This is a genomic window from Labrys miyagiensis (assembly GCF_030160835.1).
Lineage (GTDB): Bacteria > Pseudomonadota > Alphaproteobacteria > Rhizobiales > Labraceae > Labrys > Labrys miyagiensis.
Genome location: NZ_BSPC01000023.1, coordinates 20,593 through 40,258 on the forward strand (window position 1 = coordinate 20,593; position 19,666 = coordinate 40,258).

General features: G+C 64.5%; 15 protein-coding genes. 3 read left to right on the forward strand and 12 right to left on the reverse strand.

Features of this window, described 5'->3' with window-relative positions:
- Positions 1-253 precede the first annotated feature (253 nt).
- Entirely contained in the window at positions 254-739 is a 486-nt protein-coding gene (locus QQL24_RS12400) for a lipocalin-like domain-containing protein (RefSeq protein ID WP_284312388.1), read from the forward strand.
- 68 nt (positions 740-807) lie between these two features.
- On the opposite strand, the gene QQL24_RS12405 is transcribed toward QQL24_RS12400, so the two are convergent.
- The 5 genes from QQL24_RS12405 to QQL24_RS12425 form a co-directional block, all read right to left on the reverse strand.
- Positions 808-1,656 carry a sugar phosphate isomerase/epimerase family protein gene (locus QQL24_RS12405; RefSeq protein ID WP_284312390.1) on the reverse strand — a complete coding sequence of 283 codons (849 nt, stop codon included), beginning with the start codon at positions 1,654-1,656 and terminating at the stop codon, positions 808-810.
- Between the two features lie 117 nt (positions 1,657-1,773).
- The gene (locus tag QQL24_RS12410) at positions 1,774-2,802 is read right to left on the reverse strand and encodes an ABC transporter permease (protein WP_284312392.1); all 1,029 of its coding nucleotides are present in this window, start codon (positions 2,800-2,802) and stop codon (positions 1,774-1,776) included.
- Positions 2,799-3,830 (reverse strand): ABC transporter permease, encoded by a 1,032-nt coding sequence (locus QQL24_RS12415; protein ID WP_431310679.1) that lies wholly within the window; start codon positions 3,828-3,830, stop codon positions 2,799-2,801. The genes QQL24_RS12410 and QQL24_RS12415 overlap by 4 nt, the downstream gene beginning before the upstream one ends.
- Positions 3,823-5,340, reverse strand: coding sequence for a sugar ABC transporter ATP-binding protein (locus QQL24_RS12420; protein WP_284312394.1), 1,518 nt, complete (start codon positions 5,338-5,340; stop codon positions 3,823-3,825). The genes QQL24_RS12415 and QQL24_RS12420 overlap by 8 nt, the downstream gene beginning before the upstream one ends.
- Positions 5,341-5,472: 132 nt before the next feature.
- Entirely contained in the window at positions 5,473-6,510 is a 1,038-nt protein-coding gene (locus QQL24_RS12425; RefSeq protein WP_284312395.1) for a substrate-binding domain-containing protein, read from the reverse strand.
- A gap of 177 nt (positions 6,511-6,687) precedes the next feature.
- On the opposite strand from QQL24_RS12425, the gene QQL24_RS12430 reads away from it, so the two are divergent.
- A complete protein-coding gene (locus QQL24_RS12430) occupies positions 6,688-7,728 on the forward strand; it encodes a substrate-binding domain-containing protein (protein ID WP_284312398.1) in 1,041 nt (346 codons plus the stop codon).
- 258 nt (positions 7,729-7,986) lie between these two features.
- Here the strand turns inward: QQL24_RS12430 and QQL24_RS12435 are convergent, their stop codons facing one another.
- The 4 genes from QQL24_RS12435 to QQL24_RS12450 form a co-directional block, all read right to left on the reverse strand.
- Positions 7,987-9,057 (reverse strand): FUSC family protein, encoded by a 1,071-nt coding sequence (locus tag QQL24_RS12435; RefSeq protein ID WP_284312399.1) that lies wholly within the window; start codon positions 9,055-9,057, stop codon positions 7,987-7,989.
- Positions 9,054-10,058 carry an HlyD family secretion protein gene (locus tag QQL24_RS12440; protein ID WP_284312400.1) on the reverse strand — a complete coding sequence of 335 codons (1,005 nt, stop codon included), beginning with the start codon at positions 10,056-10,058 and terminating at the stop codon, positions 9,054-9,056. Before QQL24_RS12440 ends, QQL24_RS12435 begins: the two co-directional genes overlap by 4 nt.
- A gap of 479 nt (positions 10,059-10,537) precedes the next feature.
- Entirely contained in the window at positions 10,538-11,041 is a 504-nt protein-coding gene (locus QQL24_RS12445; RefSeq protein WP_284312401.1) for an SRPBCC family protein, read from the reverse strand.
- Positions 11,034-11,357: an ArsR/SmtB family transcription factor gene (locus tag QQL24_RS12450; RefSeq protein ID WP_284312402.1), complete on the reverse strand. Its 324-nt coding sequence runs from the start codon at positions 11,355-11,357 to the stop codon at positions 11,034-11,036. Before QQL24_RS12450 ends, QQL24_RS12445 begins: the two co-directional genes overlap by 8 nt.
- Positions 11,358-11,607: 250 nt before the next feature.
- On the opposite strand from QQL24_RS12450, the gene QQL24_RS12455 reads away from it, so the two are divergent.
- Positions 11,608-11,880 carry a hypothetical protein gene (locus tag QQL24_RS12455; protein ID WP_284312403.1) on the forward strand — a complete coding sequence of 91 codons (273 nt, stop codon included), beginning with the start codon at positions 11,608-11,610 and terminating at the stop codon, positions 11,878-11,880.
- A gap of 117 nt (positions 11,881-11,997) precedes the next feature.
- On the opposite strand, the gene QQL24_RS12460 is transcribed toward QQL24_RS12455, so the two are convergent.
- The 3 genes from QQL24_RS12460 to QQL24_RS12470 all read right to left on the reverse strand — a co-directional run bounded on the left by QQL24_RS12460 (position 11,998) and on the right by QQL24_RS12470 (position 19,271).
- Positions 11,998-12,399: a cupin domain-containing protein gene (locus QQL24_RS12460; RefSeq protein ID WP_284312404.1), complete on the reverse strand. Its 402-nt coding sequence runs from the start codon at positions 12,397-12,399 to the stop codon at positions 11,998-12,000.
- A 65-nt stretch (positions 12,400-12,464) separates the two neighbouring features.
- Complete coding sequence (gene proA, locus QQL24_RS12465) at positions 12,465-17,255, reverse strand: anti-phage protein ProA (protein WP_284312405.1); 4,791 nt, start codon at positions 17,253-17,255, stop codon at positions 12,465-12,467.
- A gap of 249 nt (positions 17,256-17,504) precedes the next feature.
- Positions 17,505-19,271 carry an MFS transporter gene (locus QQL24_RS12470; protein ID WP_284312407.1) on the reverse strand — a complete coding sequence of 589 codons (1,767 nt, stop codon included), beginning with the start codon at positions 19,269-19,271 and terminating at the stop codon, positions 17,505-17,507.
- Positions 19,272-19,666 lie beyond the last annotated feature (395 nt).

Genomic DNA, 19,666 nt, shown 5'->3' on the forward strand with positions numbered 1-19,666 from the left:
TGAAAATAAAGCCCTCCAGCAACCGCGACGTGCGGTTTTTCACGCACGCGTCACTCACCCTGCCCTATTGAAATTGCTCGTGGACCCCGACTTCCCATCAGGGGCTGCATGACGGAGACGCCATTCCCCGTCATGGTCCGGAGCACCAAACGCTCTGCAGCCCCTGATGCTTTTTTTCGCCAGGTTGCGGCCACGATATTGACTATCCCCTCCTGGCATATTTCGCCGCGATGCAACCATCGCGAGAGTCATTATGGGCACCCCACTCATTGCCAGACTTGAGACTCAGCGCGCGCCCATCCGCCTTCGCGCCATTCTTGTCTGTGTTGCTGCGTCGATTGTCACCACGCCGACCGCCTGGGGCAAAACCGAAGGGACCAAATCCATCGTCGGAAGTTGGGTCTGGAACCGGAAGAACCTGAGCCCGGAAGATCAGCGGATCACGACAGGCTTCACCTTCAAAGCTGACGGAACCATGGAGGCCATGGAGTGGTCGAAAGATGGAATCGGCCCGAACATGGGTGAGGGGCTAGGTGATGAGGGGCATTATCGTCTCAGGGGCGATCAATTGACGATCACGAGTTCGTCGGATCCCCAAACCGGCTGGCCGATCTGGCGAGCCGGTCACCGCGTCCGCTATCATTGCCGGGTGAGATTCGCCGCCAATGCCTCGAGCTTCCATCTTAGTCAATGCGCGATATCGGGAGAATGGCTACGGCAGAAGAACTCTTTCCCCTAAATCTCGCCTTTCGATCCCTTCCCTGGCCAGAGAAAGCCGGCCAGGGGTGACATGAAAATCCATGCGGCTCAGATCAGCCCATACTGCTTGGCCTTGTTGCGCAGGAAGGGCAGGCCTTCGGCCAGGATCTCCTCGCGCGAATTGGCAACGGGACGCCAGACCGACAAAGCCGAGGCAAGCTGCGGCGGCATGTGGATGAAGCTTTCCATCGCCATGCCCCCCTTGAAGCCGATGCCGGCGAGGCCCGCAAAGACCTCGTCCCAGGCGATCGTGCCCATGCCGGGCACGCCGCGGTCGCTCTCCGAGAGATGGATGTATTTCAGATGCTCGCCGGCCTTCAGGATGCCGTTGGCCTGGCCCTTCTCCTCGATATTCATGTGGTAGGTGTCGAGGTGAAGGAAGACATTGGGCGCGCCGATGCGCTCGATGATGCCGACCACCTGATCGGTGGTGTTCATCATGTGGTTCTCGTAGCGGTTCACCGCTTCCAGGCCGATCTCCAGGCCCAGCGTGCGGGCATGGGCGGCGACCTTCGTCATCACCTTGGTCACGGCATCATATTCGGCCTGTGTCGGCGGATTGCCGGTGCGCTCGCCGATCGAGCCGTAGATCACACCCGAGAGAGCCTTGGCGCCGATCTCGGCCGTCTTGTCGAGGGCCAGCGTCAGGAATTCCAGCGCCTTGTCCGGATTGTTGGTGGGGCGGGAATCGTTCGGCAGGCCGAGCGAGCAGACCGCGCCGATCTCATGCTTCTCGAGCAGCGCCCTTGTGTGCGCTGTATCGGCCTTGGCCGGTTCGAGCAGCGCGATCTCCACGAAAGCGAGCTTGTACTTCGCTGCTTCCGCAATCGACAGCTCCGCCGCCTCCCGTGTCCAGCTATGTGCCCAGAGGCTGGTGTGAATGCCAAAGCCCTTCATGATTCAATCCTTACAATGTCAGTTTTCTGGTTAGGAGAGAGGATTTCCCTGGGAGAGCGAACGGGGACACCCGCGCTCCCAGCAGTCGAATGCTAAAGTCTTGCACGGGTCCCAGCCTCACAATGTCGGTTTCCTGGTGAAGAGGGACTGGAGGAACTCCCGTGCCCAGACCCAGCGCAGGATCATGACCACGAGCAGGAAGGCGCCCCACATCGCGGTGGCCAGATGCTGGTTGGCGCCCAGCAGATTGAGGCCGGACGCGATGACCTGGAGGATCACCAGCGCGATGACCACGGGAATCACGCGCCCGAAGCCACCGAAAGGATCGACACGCCCGAGGAAGCAGGCAAGCACCGTGATCAGCAGATAGGATTCGCCATGGCCCACGCGCACCGAATTGAAGCGCGCCAGCATGACGACGCCGGCGATGCCGCACATCAGGCCGGAGAGCGTGTAGATCAACGTCAGCGCCCGCCGGGTGTCGATGCCGGAGTAGCGCGTCGCCTCGATGTTGGAGCCGATCATGCGGGTGGCGAAGCCGAGGCGCGAGCGCGTCATCACCACATGCCAGAGCAGCGCGGCGGCAACCAGGATCCACATCGGCGCGGGCACGCCGAGCAGCGTGCCGTGGCCGATCTCGCCAACAAAGGCGGGAAAGCCCGAAATGTCGCCGCCATGGGTGAGGAACTCGCCAAGCCCGCGCAGGAAGATCATCATGGAGAGCGAGACGAGAATGGGATGGGCGCCCGTATAGGCGATGATGGTGCCCATCAGCCAGCCCGCGGCGGAGCCCGCAGCCAGCGCCGCGATGACGCCGAGGATGAAGGCGCCGACGCCCGCATCGACGCCGCCATAGCTCTGCAGCACCCAGGCCATGGTGAGGCCGGCGATATTGGCGGTGAAGGTCGCCGCCAGGTTGAAGCCGCCGGAGATGATCGGCATCAGCATGGCGAGCGTCAGCAGGCCGAGCTCGGGCAGCTGGAAGGCGATGGAGACGAAGGTGGTGTCGGAGAGAAAGTGATCGGTCGTCAGGCCGAGCAGCACGATGACCACAAGGAGGAAGCCAAGCAGGCCGACAACATCGTTGGCGAGGAGAGCTTTCAGGCCGGACTTGCCGCCGCCCGTCGAGGCAGGAAGGGAACTCATGCCGACGCTCTCCGCGCTTTGGGGCTGCGCCAGGAGCCGATCAGCCTGTTCACGCCGTCGCTCGACAGCGTGATGGCGATCAGGATGATGGCGCCGATGATCATCTTGAAAGCATAGGGGCTGATGCCGAGCAGGTTCAGCCCGTTCTCGGTGATCGCCACCAGGAAGATGCCGAGGATGGCGCCGAGCAGCGTGCCCTTGCCGCCGCCGAGGCGCGCCCCGCCCAGCACCACGGCGGCGAGCACGTCGAGTTCGCGGCCATAGAGCGCGTTTGGCACCACCTCCTGGGCGTAATGGGCCTGCATCAGCCCGGCGATGCCGGCCATCAGGCCGAGCCACCCGAAGGCGAGATAATGCATGGCCCCGATATTGATGCCGACGCGCCGCGCCGCCTCGGGATTGTCACCCATGGCATAGAGCTGGCGCCCGCTGGTGGTCCGCCGCAGCAGCAGCCATGTGAGAAAAACGCACATAGCCATCACGGCGACCGGCAGGGTCAGCTCAGCCGAACCGTCGGCGGTGTCGAGATGCAGGAGCACGATGCGGTCCGACAGCCAGTCCGGCAGGTCGTAGAGCGAGACGCCGCCTGTGCAGAACATCAGCGCGCCGAAAAAGAGATTGAAGGTGGCGATGGTCACCACGATCGAGACGATGCGGAAATGGTAGATCAGCGCCGCGTTGAAGGCGCCGAGCAGGAAGCCGAAGCAGCCGGCCGCGAGGAAGCCGAGCGCCCAGTTGCCGCCGCCGACATACATGACCGTCAGCGTGGTGAGATACTGCACCACCGAGGCGCCGACGGCGAAGGAGATGTCGATGCCGCCCGAGATCAGCACCACCAGCAGGCCGGCGGCGAAGATGATGCTCACGGCGCTGGTGTTCATGAGGTCGAAGATGTTCGACAGCGTGAGGAAGGTGTCGGTGGTCAGGCCGAGGCCCGCCATCATGACCAGGATCACCAGCATCAGCCAGCGTTCGGTGCCGCCGATCAGCCAGCGGCGCTTTTCGCGCGCGGCGGTGTTCTCAGGCATGCACATCCTCCTCGATCTTGTCGATCGGCACGAGGCCCGGGACATAGTCGCCGATGATGCGGCCATCGCGCATATGGAGGATGCGGTCTGCGTTGAAATAAACCTCGGTGATCTCATCTGAGATCAGGAGGATGGCCATGCCTTCCTGTGCGAGCTTGTGGATGATGGCGAAGATGCCGGCGCGGGCGCCGACATCGACGCCCACCGTGGGCGAATCCAGGATCAGCAGCTTCGGGTTGGTAGCCAGCCATTTCGACAGGACGACGCGCTGCTGGTTGCCGCCCGAAAGGGTCGAGACGGCATTGTCGGGCGAAGAAACCTTGATGGCGAGCGCCCGCACCCATTCGTCGATCAGGCCGCGTCGCTTGGCTGGCGAGATCAGCCGGAAGAGATCGAGCAGGCGGTCGAGCACGGTGATGGTGGCATTGTCGCCGATCGATTGCGGCTGGATCAAGCCGAGTTGCAGCCGGTCTTCCGAGACATAGGAAATACCCGCGTCGATGGCGGCTCGGTTGGAATGTAGCGACAGCGCCTTGCCGTTGAGACGGATGGCGCCTGCGGCCGGACGCGTAAGGCCGAACAAAGAGAGCGCCAGCTCCGTCCGCCCTGCCCCGAGGCGTCCGGTCAGGCCGAGGATCTCGCCCTTGCGGATGGCGAGGCTGATATCCTCATACTCGCCCGGCCTTGTGAGTTTTTCGACCTCAAGCACCACCGGCGCGGATGAATGGTCGCGTGCCTGCACGGCCTGGTCGAAGATCTTGCCGGTCATCAGTTCGGTCAGGCGGGTCTGCGTCATGCCGGCGGTGGGAAAGGTGCCGACATAAAGGCCATCGCGCAGCACGGTGACGCGGCTGCAGACATCCAGCACCTCGGCGAGACGATGGCTGACGAACACCACGGCGATGCCATCAGCCGCCAGGCGCCGCACGATCACCAGGAGCGCATCGGTCTCGGCCTGGCTGAGCGAAGCGGTCGGCTCGTCCATGAAGACGAGACGGGCATCGGCGACCAAAGCGCGGGCGATCGCCACGATCTGGCGCTGGGCAATGGAAAGCGTGCGCACCGGCGCATCGAGGTCGAGCCCGACGCCGAGGCGATCGAGGATGCGCCGGGCATCGGCCCGCATGGCGGCATAGTTCACAAGCCTCGGTTTGCCGCCGAGATTGCGCTCGAAGGCGATGTTCTCCGCCACCGCCATTTCGGGAAAGAGCGCCAGGTCCTGCCAGATCACCTGGATGCCGAGCGCCCTCGCCTTCGACGGGTTGAGATTGTCCATGGGCTGGCCGTCGAACAGCATCTCCCCGCCGGGCTCGGGCTGGTAGACGCCGCTGATCAGCTTGATGAGCGTGCTCTTGCCGCAGCCATTCTCGCCGGCAAGGCAGAGCACCTCCCCAGGCATGACGTTGAAGGACACCGACTGGAGCGCCTTCACGCCGCCGAAGCGCTTGGAGATGTTGCTGAGGGAAATCAGCGCCTGCGCGGGGGCAGGCGCCTCAGCCACAGTGGTCATCGCAACCTCACGGCCGTGCAATAGGAGTGGCGGTCTCCGACCGCCATTCTTGGAAACGAGGCGTTAGCGGGGGAAGGAAGATGGCGATCCCGCCTCTTCGGGAGGCCAAAGGGGCTGAAGACCGCCACTCCATTACAACCCCATCTTGGCGAGGTCGTCGACCGTCTTGTCGTTGAGCTGGACAAGCTGGTCGACGATCAGGTTATGACCATCCGGATGCACCACACCGAGGCCTTCGATCTTGGTGCCGTCCTTGATCTCCTCGCCCTTGGTCAGCATGGTGCCGATGGTGACGAAAACCTCGCCGGCCTGCTCCGGGTTCCACATGAAGCCGCCGGTGAGCACGCCGTCATGCACGAGCTTGCGGCCCTGGCCGGGCGAGAACGGGCCGAGCACCAGGATCTGGCCCTTCTTGCCGCGCTCGGCCACGGCGCGCGCGGCACCGATCGGTCCCTGGCTGCCGAAGGCAAGGAAAGCCTTGAGGTCGGGATGGGCGCGGATGAGATCGAGGGCGGTAGAGCGGGAGGCATCGACATCCTCGGCAACGCCGTAGCGATCGCCGATCAGCTTCATGTCGGGGGCATTCTTCTTGATATAGGCGTTGGCCGCATCGGCCCAGGCATTGTGCAGGGGCACGGTGAGCGAGCCGACAAACACCGCATAGCCACCCTTGCCACCAAGCGCATCGATGAGGTTCTTGGCATAGGCCTCGCCGAAGCCCTGCACCGAAGCAAGCTCGAAATCCCAATCGGCCTGCTTCTGCTTCGGCGATTCATGGGTGACGACCTTGATGCCAGCCTTGCGGGCACGCTCGAGCACCGGTTCCAGCACTTCGGCATCGTTGGGCACCACGCCGATGACGTCGACATTCTTGGCGATGAGGTCCTCGATGGCGCGGACCTGGAGGGCCGGGTCGGCGCTGGTCGGCCCGACCATGAAGGCATCGACGCCGAGTTCGGCCGAACGCTTCTTGATGCCGGCCTCCATGGCGTTGAACCAGGGAATGCCGCCGATCTTCACGACCACGCCGATGACGGGTTTTTCCTTTGACGCCCGGGCGGCGCCGAGCACGCCCGGCAGCAGGAGCGAGCCCGCACCCAGGCTCGAGGCGATGAGAAATCTGCGGCGATCGATCTTGGCAGCGCGAATGGAATCGAAGCTCGAAGCCATGTCATTTCCTCCATGAATTATCTTTGCCTGCAGCGGCAACCGCGAGTTGTCGCCCCGCGGAGAATTGCGAGCTAAATCCATTTAGCTTTTGTTGTCAAGCAGACTGAATGGATTTAGCATCCACCCCCGTAGGGTGGGTTTTACTGTCCGCTCTACGGTATCGGAGTGAGGAAACGAATGCCGCGGGCAGCAGGCGGGCGACGGTCCACCATCTACGACATCGCCGAAGCGACGAGCGCCTCCCCGTCCACGGTCAGCCTGGTGCTGAATGGCAGCTGGACGCGCTATCGCATCAAGGAGGAAACCGCCAAGCGCATCCTGAAGACGGCGGGCGAGCTCGGCTATGCCGTCAACATGAAGGCGCGGGGCCTGCGCCTCTCACGCTCGGGGCTGGCCGGCATGATCATCCCACATTACCGCAACCGCTTCTTCGCCGGCCTTGCCGAAGCCTTCGAGGCCGAGAGCCGCAAGCGCGGCCTCTGCCCCATCGTGGTGAGCGGCCAGCGCGAAGAGGAGGTGGAGGCAAACGTTACGTCCACCCTGCTCTCCCAGCAGGTCGAATTCCTGTTCTTTGCGGGCGTGCACAACACCTCGCCTCTCAACGCGCTCTGCCACGCCGCCGGCATCCCCTGCATCAATATCGACCTGCCCGGGAATGATGCGCCTTCGGTGGTCACGGACAACTACGGCGGCGCCTATGCCCTTACCGAAAACCTCCTGCGCAAGATCAAAAAGCGCAAGGCCCATCCGCGCGACCTGTTCTTCCTCGGCGGCGTCCCGGGCGAACACGCCACCGAACAGCGCCTCGCCGGTTTTCGCGATGCCGTCGCCGCCAGCGATCTCGGTACGGAGCCGGAAGTGCTGTGCTGCGGCTATCGCCCCTCCGCGGCCAAGGAGGCGCTGATCGAGCACTTCAACAGCCATGGCCGTATGCCCGGTGGGCTGTTCATCAACTCGATCACCACCTTCGAGGGCCTGATGCAGTTCTCCCTGCTGGTGCCGCGCAGCGCCATGCACCATGTCAGCACCGTCTGCTCCGACTGGGATCCCTTCGGCGCCCACCTGCCCTTCGACGTGACCATGACGCGCCAGAATGTCGAAGCCCTGATCGCCGAGGGCTACGCGCTGGTCGACAATTACACGCCTGGGCAGAACCCGGTGGTGGTGGTGCCGCCGGAGTTCGCTCCGAGCCAGGAGAAGGAGACTATTTGGCGGTAGCGGAAGGGAGCGGGATTGGGAGGCTCCTGAGAAATACATGGATCGACTTTGGGCTGTCATCCCCGGCGAGCACGTCACAAGCTTTGCTTGTGACTGCGAGGGAAAGGGATCCAGGAGCCAAAAGTCTCTACCCCTTCGACCCCTGGATCCCCTTCCCCTCGCCCTCTCTCGCTACGCTCACGAGTGGCTCGGCCGGGGATGACAGGAGCACTCATTCATCGACGGCTCCCTGAGGATCGCTCCAGGTTACTTCGTCATTCACGCCTTCGGCTGAACAATCCGCAAAACACACCAGCGCACCGCCGGCGAGAGCAGGATCTGGAACAGGGATACCAGCACGATGCCGCCGAAGATGCCCACCAGCCGGTCGATGGCCGGCAGGATGTCGGCCGAGGGCGCCTCGCCTGCCACCATGGCGATGATCGCGGCGACGCCCGCCTGCTGGCCGGCATAGGAGGCATCGCCCTGGCGATGCAGGACGTGGCCCGAAAGATAGAGGCCGAGGAACAGCAGTCCCAGCCAGAGGAACAGGGAATCGCCGACGAGGCCGAGGCACAGCAGGCCGTAGGCACCGCCCGCAAGGCAGCCAATGGCGCGCGTCGCGGCAGTCCATTGCGGATCGCGCCGCATGGCGATCATGATGACGAAGGCGGTGATGGGCGTCTGGCCAAGGCCCGGTAGTTCGAGGCTGGTCCATACGCTCGGCACCGACGCAATGGCGAGCCCGGCCGAGATGGCGATGACCAGTTGATCCACATCGACCGGTCTGGAGAAGATCCCCGGTTTTGGGGCGCCTTTCGCCGCATCGCCCCGCTGGGGCGCGAGCATGATATCCACGAAACTCGCCACCGCCACCCCGACGATGATCTCGAGCCCACGATAAACAGCGAGATCGAGGGCCGCGTCCGGCGTCGAGAGTGAGCCGAACATCACGAGGAGGGCGGTGACGCCGACGAGCAGCACCGCATAGCTGTGATCCATGCGCGCCTGGCCGTAGAGCGTGAAGCTGACGATCACCGCGCAGAGGCCGGTAAAAACGGCATGATGGGCCACGGTGGCGGCCGCCACATAGCCGAGGACAGCGCCGGCGATGCTGCCGAGCACGCGGTCGAGCGCCCGCGAGAGCGTGGCGGCGACGTCCTGCTGCAGCAGCCCGAAGGCGGTGATGCCGGCCCAGTAGGGATTGTCGAGATGGGCGGCCAATGCAACCACCACGGCGAGCACGCCCGCCAGGGCGGCGCGGAACGCCAGCCCGGCCGTGGCGCCGGAAAGGGAGATGGCGCCGATCTCGGTCCTGATCTCCCGTCCCAGCCGCTCGAAGGTGCTCACCGGATGATCAGGACGCGCGCGTCCGCTCCCATATAGAGATCGCCCGGCGGCACTGGCGGGTCGAAGACGATGGTGACGGGCAGCCGGCGCAGAAGGCGAATCCAATTGGTGGTGGGCGTCACATAAGGCAGGAGGAGACCGGGCGTATCGTTGCGGGCAATGCCGCGGCCGACACTCTGCACACGTCCCGGGAACAGCCGCCAGGGATGGCTGTCGAGCCAGATCCACACCGTCTTGCCCGGCGCGAGGCTCGCCGCCACATTCTCCTTGAAATTCGCGGTGATGCGGAAGCGGCTGTCATCCACGATGCCGATCAGGGGAGCGCCGACCCTCGCATAGACACCGGGCCGCAAGGTCAGGTTGGTGACATAGCCGTCTACCGGCGCCTTGATCTCGGTGCGGAAAAGGGCATAGGCGGCGATGGCCTGCTCGGCCTTGGCGGTCTCGACCGCCGTCTTCGCGAGGTCAACCTGCCGCCTGGCCACATCCGCCTGGGTGTGCGCCTCGGCGAGTTGGTCCTGCGCCCGGCGCAAGGCATCCGTCGCGCGGTTCAACTCCTCCTGGGACAGGGCCTGGTCCGCCACCAGGGGCTTGATGCGGTTGTATTCCTGCTGGGCGAGTTGAAGCGCCGCATTGGCGGAATCGATCTGCGACGCCGTCAGGGCCGCAGCGCCTGTCTTCTCGTCCGCGTCGGCCGCGGCGGCAGCCACCCGGTCCTGCTTGAGCGCCAATGCAAGGCGATAGGATTCCGGATCGAGCTGGAGAAGGCGGTCCCCGGTCTTGACGGACTGGTTGTCCGTCACCGCGACCGACTGGACCACGCCGTCGACTTCCGGCGCGATGGCCACGAAATCGGACTGCACATAGGCGTCATCCGTGTAGGCGATGACGGAGTCGCCGCCGAAATAGACCACCGCCCCGAGGCACAGGAAGAGAACGATCCACCAACGAAGACGCGACTTGCGCGGAGGAACGGGCGTTTGCGGGGGGTCTGATGCCATGGGAACGCTGAGGGAAAGGGAGATCGGAGGCCGGACTGCGGCAGCGGAGAGCGGCTTCGTCCCGGCCTCTATGCACTATCCGCCCGAAGGGAAGGCAACACCGATAATCCCGTGAAACTCGGGCATCTTTCTCGCCATCCTGCCGATGGAGGTGGTGGCCGGACGATGTCCGGTCCAGGTCGCAGAGGACAACGGCGCTGCACGCCTCATGGCTCATCCCTATGGCTTGCACACATCTGGACATATAGAGCAAAGGCGCCAGGAATCCTTCCCCGACTGCGGGGAAGGTGTCGCCGCGCAGCGGTGACGGAAGGGGGAGAGCGGCGCGATATCACCCATTTCAGATAGGCTGGCACCACGCTACCCCTTCCGACCTCGCTTTGCTCGGCCACCTTCCCCGTAGTCGGGGAAGGATGACCCGCGCTCTTCTTGCATGTGTCGAGCTAGGTGCATGCCATAACCCGCTCATCCGCTCCGTTTCAGGAGCGGGCGGGGATGTCCGTGCTCGCATGTGGGTTCGCGTTCGCGGGATATGCCTGGCGGAAGGCCACCTCTCCCGTCTCCAGCAGGGACTTCAGGTTGGAGAGGATTTTCGGCCAGCCGCCAGAAACGGCCTCGACGAATTTCTCGCCGGGTCCCTCAAGGCCATGGGTGATGGTGAGCTTCACCGCGTCTTCCAGCGGTTCCAGTTCCATCGTGCAGCGCGAATAGCCCTCGTCCCTGAGCTCCGGTCGGAATTCGTTGCGCCATCTGATCACCAGGCGCTTGTGGGCCTCGACCTCGAGGATCTCGCCGGCATCGGCGGTGCGGCCATCCTCGAAGACCAGGCGCCAGGGAGAGCCCGGCTTCCAGCTGCTCTCCTGATGGGTGCCGAACCAGAATTTCTTGTTGAATTCGGCATCCGTCAACGCCGTCCAGAGCTTTTCGGGCGTGGTGCGGATGTAGGTAACATAGACGAACGAGTTGCCAGCCGGGTTAGTCATGGTCGTCTCCTTCAAGGCTCTTCTTCAGGTGAGAAAGCGCGCTGAGGCGCGGGCGGTCGAACTTGCCGATCCAGCGCTCGGCGATCTCGTTGATCGGCACCGGATTGATGAAATGTAGCCTCTCCCTCCCCTGGCGCAGCCAGGAAATGAGATTGGCTTCCTCCAGAATGGCGAGATGCTTGGTCACCGCCTGACGCGTCATGTCGAGGCCCTGGCAAAGTTCGCCCAGCGTCTGGCCGCTGCGCTCATGCAGCCGGTCCAGCAATTGCCGGCGGCTGGCATCGGCCAAGGCGCGGAATACAGCATCGTCATTCATGAACCCTAATATGCAACCATTTGGTTGCATGTCAAGTCACGATGAGAAGCACAGTCTTCTCCTGGCGTCCGATTTGATCCTGCCCTGACCATCGCACGCGCTCGCGTAGGAGAAAAAGACAATGGAAATCAAAAGCATAATGGAATTACCGGAGCCCTGCCATTCGCCGCCCTTATGCTTTCTTTATTTGTGCGGCCCTGCCCGACGGCCTAGCCTCTGCGGCTATGGTTTGCCCGGAGATTTTGGGCCGATGATCGGATATTTGGCAATTCCCGCGCATGTCGCGAAAGTCCTGCTCGTGGTGGCGCCGTTCATGACGGACGAGCCGCGCGTGCCGCTCGACAAGCTGCTGGCGGACGGCTTCCAGGTGCAGTCGGCCGTGCGCGACGACGGTATCGTGCTGTTCCTGCAGAAGGGGCCGGAGCTCTATGGCTGCCAGGTACCCACCACGATGCTGGCCTCCGGCTTTCAGCCCGCCGGCGAGATCCCCTCGCACGAGATCCTCTGCGCGCCTTTCCGGTGAGGTTGGCATCGGAGAGGGAGGCAACCGGCATCGGGGGGCGGGTCTTCAGACCCGGCTCTTTGTGGCGCTGCCGCGGCCAAAAGGCGGGTCTGAAGACCCGCCCCCTAATGCTACTTCCTAACCGACCGTCGGCTCCCAGATGCCTTCGACCGGAAGCGCGTCGCCCTCCAGCGGCCATGGCGGCATGGTCACGCCGAGGATGGCGAGCGGCTCGTCGCCAAGGGAACGGAACTGGAAATGGGTGCCGAGCGGGATGGTGATGCAAAGCCCGGGAAAGACGTCCGTCACGCTTTCCTGTCCGCCCTGCTTGCGCCAGATCTGCCCGCGGCCGGAAAGGATGTACCAGATCTCCTCGACGGTCTTGTGGGTGACCGCCAGCGATATCAGACCCGCGGCCAGCTCGAAATGCGCCATGCCACCGCGCGGCAGGTTGAGCAGGACGCGCACATCCGAGCCGTCGGGTGCCCTGGCATCTGGCTTGTCTGACAGTTTCCTGGTTTCGGGGTAGACGATGGTCATCGGCACTCTCCCTCAGATGAGCCAACCGGCCCCTTCATCAACACGGCGCAGGCGCCAGAGGGGCCCTACCCGCTCACAATCAGATCGTTCTGCCGCTTCAGCCGGCCCTTGAACAGCATCGCGGCGAGCACGTCGTCCAGCCGCTCCTTCAGCACCGAGCTCGTCGCGGCGAAGCCGAACAGGCGGGCGGCGGCGGTGAGCAAGGCGTCGCGTGGCGCGCCATAATTGGCGGCTATGACGGCCAAGAAGGCGGCCTCGATCTCGTCGTCCGGCAGCATATCGGGGCGGCGCAGGCCCAGGCTGACGACCGCCGAGCGGTCGCGCACCGCCACCGGCACATCGGGCAGCGCATAGAAGGGGCCGCCGGTGATCTTGCCGGTCATGCGGGCGACGTCGATGCCGTCCTGGACCGCGTCGCGCACGCGGCTGCCGGCGCGCGCCAGGCCGAAGGCGTCACGGATTCGGGTGACGATCTCCTGCTCATGCACCGGTCCCTCGACCTGCACGACGCCGACGACATAGGCTGCCATGCGGGCGGTCGAGATCTCGTGGAGTTCGTGGGTCCTTGTGGTCTTCAGCAGGGCCTCGACATAGGGCCGGCTGAGCGAGGGCACCTCGACCTCCGCGATAATCGAGACCGATGCGGGGGCCGGTTCGAGTTCCGGCGGCAAGGAGGACAACTCCGGCCGCATCCGGGCGTCGGTCTCGGCGGGCGATGCCGTCGAGACGAGATCCGCCTCCCGCTCAGCCCATGTCGCCTTCGCCCGTGCGATCGCCGCCTCGACCTTGTTGAGTTCTTCCTGCGGGCGCAGATACCAGTCGGTCGACCAGATGCGATGGATGATCCAGCCCTGCGCCTCCAGCACATGCTGGCGCAATCGGTCGCGGTCGCGCGCGGAGCGCGAGGCATGATATTGCGCGCCATCGCATTCGATGCCGAGCAGAAAGCGTTGCGGCTTGTCGGGATCGACCACGGCGAGATCGACGAAGAAGCCGGCGCTGCCGATCTGGTGGGCGATGGCGTGACCGCGCGAGCGAAGTTGCGCCGCCACCTGTTCCTCGAACAGCGAGTCGGCGCCCCTGCCCGTCTCGACCGCTTCGCCCAACTGGCCCGTCTCGGCATAGGTCAGGAACAGCTTCAGGGCGACGACACCGCGGGCATTGGCGCGTTCGAGATCGATATCCTCGCCGCGGATGGAGGAGAACACCTCGCAGCGATATTTGGCGCGCGAGATCAGCACGTTGAGCCGCCGCTCGCCGCCCTCCAGATTGAGCGGGCCGAAGCTCATGGCCAGGTACCCTTCGGCGCTGCGGCCATAGCCCACCGAGATGAAGATCACATCGCGCTCGTCGCCCTGGATGTTTTCGAGGTTCTTGACGAAGAAAGGCTCGTTGCCCTCGCGCGTGAAGAAGGTTTCCGTTGCCGGGCTCTCCCGGCGCAGCACTTCCAGCTCCTTGAGGATGGCCTGGCGCTGCGCCACCGAAAAGGTCGCCACGCCCAGGGACTGCGAGGCGTGGTAGCGGGCATGGGCCATGATCGCCGCGGCAACCGCCTTCGCCTCTTCCGGATTGGTACGGGTATTGCCGCGGTCATAGGCCGCCTTGGGCAAATAGCGGAAGACCAGGCCAGCGGCCTCCGCCCCGCTCGTCCCGCCGCCGAGATAGGGGCTCGGCACAACCATCAGGCGGTTGTCGTAGAATTCGCGGTTGGAGACGGTGATCAGCGACTGATGCCTGCTGCGGTAATGCCAGTTGAGCTGGCGGAAGGACATGCCCTTGGCAAGGCAAAGGTCGAGCACGCTTTCGGCATCGCGCGCCTGGAAGGTCTCCTCGTCCTCCGGCGCCTCATCGCTCTCGCCGGTTAGCTTGGCAAAGAAGCGCGTCGGTGGCAGCTGGCGCTCGTCGCCGACGACCACGATCTGCTTCGCCCGCGCGACGGCGCCGAGAGCATCCACCGGCTCGACCTGCGAGGCCTCGTCGATGACGAGCAGATCGAAGGCGAGCACGCCGGGCTTGAGGAACTGGCTGACCGAAAGCGGGCTCATCATCATCACGGGTTTCAGCCGCTGGATGGCCGGGCCGGCCTTGTCGAGCAACTGGCGGATCGGCAAATGATTGCGCTTCTTGGCGATCTCGCCATTGAGCACGCCCAGCGGGCCGATGCCACCGAGGGCTGTCGGCCGCTCGCGCTGGTGCTTCAGTGCCACGCTTTCGCGGGCCAGGGCGATACGGTCGCGGTCGTGGACCCTGAACTGCTCGACCAGCCGGTCCTGCAGGATGCCATCGAAGCGCTTGAGCTCGGGCTGGCGGGCGAAGAGGTCGGTCCGCAGCGCCTCGTAATAGGCACGGTCATAGGTCGGCACCAGCGCGGCGCCGGCGATGCCGCCGGCAAGCAGTCCGTCGACCAGAGGCCCAAGGCCGGCTTCGCGGGCCTTGCGGCAACGATTGGCGAAGGCGATCCAGCGGCTGACCGATTCCAGATTGGTGAGCCAGAGGCGCAGTTGCGCCAAAATCTCGGAGATCGGCAGGTCGGCGCATTCGCCGACGCCATGGCTGGCTTCCAGATCATAGTCGAGGAAGACGCTGAGCTGCTTGAGGTCCTCGAACAGCCGCGGCACGCTCTGCGTGATCACGGCGCCGAGCGAGCCGAGGTCCCTGCGCGGGCGGGCGGCGAGACGATCGAGGAAGTCAGGATGGTCCCCCCGGCCGAGAGAATCGGGCCGGTGGTCGCGCCACCAATCGGTGACCGCCTGCAGCCTGTCCCAGTCCGAATTCTCGCCGGCCCAGCGCGAACCGAAGGCCCGGGCGCCGAGCGGCGCCAGCGCCTCGAAGCGCCGCCGCTCGTCCTGGGCCGCGACCATGCCGTCGAGCAGGGCCAGGCGCTCGGTGAGCTCACCCGGCATTTCGATGGCCAATACCGCCTTCAGCTGCGTCTTGGCGCTTCTGTAGCTGCCCGACAGGAAGCGGAACCAGGAGGCGCCGCGGGCCGCGAATTCCGCCCTGACCGGCTGCAGGTCGGCACTCCAAGCCTGCTGCCGGAACAGGGTTGCCGCCGCAGCCGCCATCTTCTGATAGCTGCGCCCGAGCACCACCAGCTCGCCGAGGCGGCCGCCTTCCTCGCGCCAGACGGGTTGAGCCAGGAGCTGCCGGTCGGCATCCGCCGGTAGCGCGGCGGTGGACCTTGCAATGCGCAGAAGCGTGTCGAGATCGCGAATCCGGCTCACGGCGACGCCGAAATCCCGGCCGATCGTGGCAGCCGCTTCCTGAACCGCCTCCAGATCCGCCTCGACGCTGCGCATCAGGCTGCCAAGGCGTTCGAGCTCGGCAGGATCGATGGCACCGCGCCGGACGCCGCGCCAGATATTGGCCGTGGGATCGCCCACCGTGCCGAGCCTTGCGGCAAGCTCCACCATCAGGTCCCGACGGGCTTGCGCCTCATCGGCCGTCCAGCCCGCGCCGTTGTCGAGCGCGAAGCCTGATAGGCCGCCGGCCTCGCGGATCGCCAGGAGATGACCGAACAGGCGATAGGGGCTCATGCCGCTCGGGCCTGAGGATGTATGCAGCAAAGCGGCGTGTCGGTTGAGCTCGCCCTGGACCTCGTCCAGCCGCCCGACGACCTTGGGATCCTGCACCGGCATCTTCAGGGTGAGCTCGCGGGTGCGCCGCAGTTCCTCCAGCAGCATGCGCTTGTTGGCCTTGGTGGAATGGAGCTCCAGCGTCATCGGCCCGAGGCCGACATGGCGCAGGCGTCGCTGCACCACGTCGAGCGCCGCCATCTTCTCGGCGACGAACAGCACCTTGCGGCCCTCTAGCACTGCGCCAGCGATGATGTTGGCGATGGTCTGGCTCTTGCCGGTGCCCGGCGGCCCCTTGATCACCAGGTGATGGCCGCGCAGCACTTCCTCGATGGCGACGGCTTGGGAGGAATCGGCATCGAGCACATGGTTGAGCGCCAAAGGCGGGATCACCGGATCGATCGGCTGGTTGTCGGCTACAACGGGCTCATGCGCGGCAAAGCCGTCGCCAAGCAGCGCCGACACCGGCGCATGGGCATCGATCGGACTGCCCAGCGGCCAGTTCTCGGGATCGAGATCGCGATACATCAGGAATTTCGCGAAAGAAAAGAAGCCGAGCACCATGGCATCCGGCAGCACTTCCCAGCGCGCCTTGCCCGTGACCGTACGGGCGACATCGGCGAGATAGGCCGCGATGTCGACGTCGTCCTCGTCCTTGAAGTCCTCGATCGCCAAGCCGAAATCGCTGCGCAGCTTGGCCTGAATCGAGAGGTTCGGCGAGGCAGGCTCGTTGCGCCAATGCAAGGTGAAGCGCTCGGCCGCACTGGAGCGCTCGAGGCGGACGGGCAGCAGGATCAGCGGGGCATGACGGGCGACGTCGGACTTATCGTCCTCGAACCAGCGCAGCAGGCCGAAGGCGAGATAGAGGATGTTGACGCCCTGCTCTTCCTCGAAGCTGCGCGCATCGTACCAGATGTCGAAGAGACGCTTCTGCAGCCCCTCCCCGGTCAGCCGGGTCTGCAGCCTGAGGTCGGTGTAGCGTCTGGGGATGCCGTTCCGATCGAGCTCCTCATCCACCGGTCGGGGAATGACGGCTGTCGCCTCGCTGGCGACATCGAGTTCGGCCTGCTCCTCCTGTGGCGGCTCCCGCCCTGGCAGGAAGGTCAGGCCCTTGCCCTGCGTGAGCAAGGCATAGATTTCGCTGCATTTCTCGTCGACGATCTCGATGGTGCGCACGCCCTTGAGGCGCAGCGGCACATTGATCAGCCGGTTGCGTGTGCCCAGATCGAGCAAAGCCTGCCGCTGAGCCAGCAGACGCTTGCGCACCATCGTGTCAGGCATTGATTCGAAACCCCTTCGCCGGCGAAGTCTATCTTGGCGAGAGGCTGGTTTTCCAGCGTGCGCGCCCGTGCCGGCGGCGCTGTTCACCGGAAATGGAAACGGCACGGCATCACGCCATGCCGCGCCGCAGTTTTTGACCAAAGCGTTTTGCGATCTGACGGCATCGGCAAGACTCGCAAAGACGCGTCGAAACAAAGAGCTAGAGCAAAGCAGCGTTTACGCTTAAACGCGCTTTGCTCTAGGGATCGATCAGGACGGAATGTTGTCGAGATCGCGATCCTTGGTTTCCGGCACGAAGATCAGCCCGATGATGAAGGTCAAAGCCGCCACCACGATCGGGTACCACAGGCCGTAGTAGAGATCGCCGCTGGCCGCGACCATCGCGAAGACGATGAAGGGCACGAGACCGCCGAACCAGCCATTGCCGATATGGTAAGGCAAGGACATGCCGGTGTAGCGGATGCGGGTGGGGAAGAGTTCCACCAGCGCGGCGGCGAGCGGGCCGTAGACCAGCGTCACCAGGATCACCAGCACCGTGAGGACGACGACGAGCATCGGCTTGTTCATCGCTGCATTATCGGCAGGAGCCATGGCATAGGTCGTGGTCGTCTGATCGGTGCCATCGGCATTCTTGGCGACATTGCCGCTGGCATCCTTCACCGGCGTCTGCTTTTCGCTCACCGGATATTTGTGATCCTTCAGGGCCTTGTAGAGGGCGGTGGTGAACTCGCCCGTCTTGGCCTTGGCCGCGGCGGCGTCGAGGCCGGTGGTGGAGACCGACGGGATCACCGTATCGCCGATCTTCACGCTGGCGACGGTGCCCGGTGCGGCGGCCTCATTGGTGTAGGACACCGAGCCGCTGGCGAGGAAGTTCTTGGCGACGTCGCAGGTGGAGGTGAACTTCGCCTTGCCCACCGGATCGAACTGCACCGAGCAATCGGCCGGATCGGCCGTGACGGTGACCTGCGAGGTGGCGAGAGCCATCTCCAGGGCCGGATTGGCATAATGGGTGATGGCCTTGAAGATCGGCATGTAGAAGACGGCGGCAAGCAGAAAACCCACCAGCATGATCCATTTGCGGCCGATCTTGTCCGACAGCCCGCCGAAGATCACGTAGAAAGGCGTGCCGATCGCGAGGGCGATGGCGATCAGGACATTCGCCGTGGTGGCATCGACGCGCAGTGTCTTGGTGAGATAGAGCAGCGCGTAGAACTGGCCCGAATACCAGACCACCGCCTCTCCGGCGACCAGGCCGAACAAGGCGATAAGGGCGATCTTGAGGTTGCTCCAGCGCCCGAAGGCTTCGGAAATCGGCGCCTTGGAACGGGTGCCTTCCTCCTTCATCCTGACGAAGGATGGGCTTTCCGAAAGCTGCATGCGGATCCATACCGAGATGCCGAGCAGCACCACCGACACCAGGAAGGGGATGCGCCAGCCCCAGGCGGCGAAGGCTGCCTCGCCGACGGACAGGCGCACGGCGAGGATCACCAGCAGCGACAGGAACAGGCCGCCGGTGGCGGTGGTCTGGATCCAGCCGGTGTAGAGGCCGCGCTTGCCGTGCGGAGCATGTTCGGCGACATAGGTCGCTGCGCCGCCATATTCCCCGCCGAGCGCCAGGCCCTGGATGATGCGCAGCGCGATCAGGGCGAGCGGTGCGGTAATGCCGATCGAGGCATAGGAGGGCAGAACGCCGACCAGGAAGGTCGAGGCGCCCATCAGCGTGATGGTGACGAGGAAGGTATATTTGCGCCCGACGAGATCGCCGACCCGTCCGAACACCAGCGCACCGAGCGGGCGCACGATGAAGCCCGCGGCGAAGGCGAGCAGCGCCGCCAGGAACGAGGTAGTCTCGTTCAGGCCCGAAAAGAACTGTGCGGCGATGATGGCCGAAAGCGAACCATAGAGATAGAAATCATACCATTCGAACGCCGTGCCCAAGGAGGAAGCGAAGATGACCTTCCTGTCCTCCCTGGAAATCGGCCCGGCAGAACTGGCCGTTACCGAGCTATATGCCATTGGCTTTCTCTCCCAGCCGGCACGGCGCGGCTGAGCGCGAGCGCACCGGTCAATGCGTTTCCCGACGGGCCGTTGGCCGGCCTCTCATGATCTTGATGCCAGCGGATGCTGCTGAAAAGCATAGGCCTTTCCGCCTCAAGCGCTGGGGTCGAGAAAAGAACGGAGCGGGCCGGCGACTCGGCCGGAAGAGGCTGCGCTCCCATAACCTATTGCTTTCACAGATGCTTGGCAGCGTCAAATAGGGATGCGACTTATACTTAGCGGCGTTGGAACCTCCCCGCCTTGCCTGCCAATGGCGGGCCATGCGCGCGTCGTCCATGTGCAGGAAGCCGCGGCTGTCGCCCCCGAAGACGGCGTACTATACCGCATGCACGGTCATCCGTCCTGATTCCGGA

Bases quoted from the DNA above. Each gene is read 5' to 3' on its own strand.
- QQL24_RS12400 (WP_284312388.1), top strand. From the start codon at position 254: ATGGGCACCCCACTCATTGCCAGACTTGAGACTCAGCGCGCGCCCATC.
- QQL24_RS12405 (WP_284312390.1), bottom strand. From the start codon at position 1,656: ATGAAGGGCTTTGGCATTCACACCAGCCTCTGGGCACATAGCTGGACA.
- QQL24_RS12410 (WP_284312392.1), bottom strand. From the start codon at position 2,802: ATGAGTTCCCTTCCTGCCTCGACGGGCGGCGGCAAGTCCGGCCTGAAA.
- QQL24_RS12415 (WP_431310679.1), bottom strand. From the start codon at position 3,830: ATGCCTGAGAACACCGCCGCGCGCGAAAAGCGCCGCTGGCTGATCGGC.
- QQL24_RS12420 (WP_284312394.1), bottom strand. From the start codon at position 5,340: ATGACCACTGTGGCTGAGGCGCCTGCCCCCGCGCAGGCGCTGATTTCC.
- QQL24_RS12425 (WP_284312395.1), bottom strand. From the start codon at position 6,510: ATGGCTTCGAGCTTCGATTCCATTCGCGCTGCCAAGATCGATCGCCGC.
- QQL24_RS12430 (WP_284312398.1), top strand. From the start codon at position 6,688: ATGCCGCGGGCAGCAGGCGGGCGACGGTCCACCATCTACGACATCGCC.
- QQL24_RS12440 (WP_284312400.1), bottom strand. From the start codon at position 10,058: ATGGCATCAGACCCCCCGCAAACGCCCGTTCCTCCGCGCAAGTCGCGT.
- QQL24_RS12445 (WP_284312401.1), bottom strand. From the start codon at position 11,041: ATGACTAACCCGGCTGGCAACTCGTTCGTCTATGTTACCTACATCCGC.
- QQL24_RS12450 (WP_284312402.1), bottom strand. From the start codon at position 11,357: ATGAATGACGATGCTGTATTCCGCGCCTTGGCCGATGCCAGCCGCCGG.
- QQL24_RS12455 (WP_284312403.1), top strand. From the start codon at position 11,608: ATGATCGGATATTTGGCAATTCCCGCGCATGTCGCGAAAGTCCTGCTC.
- QQL24_RS12460 (WP_284312404.1), bottom strand. From the start codon at position 12,399: ATGACCATCGTCTACCCCGAAACCAGGAAACTGTCAGACAAGCCAGAT.
- proA (WP_284312405.1), bottom strand. From the start codon at position 17,255: ATGCCTGACACGATGGTGCGCAAGCGTCTGCTGGCTCAGCGGCAGGCT.
- QQL24_RS12470 (WP_284312407.1), bottom strand. From the start codon at position 19,271: ATGGCATATAGCTCGGTAACGGCCAGTTCTGCCGGGCCGATTTCCAGG.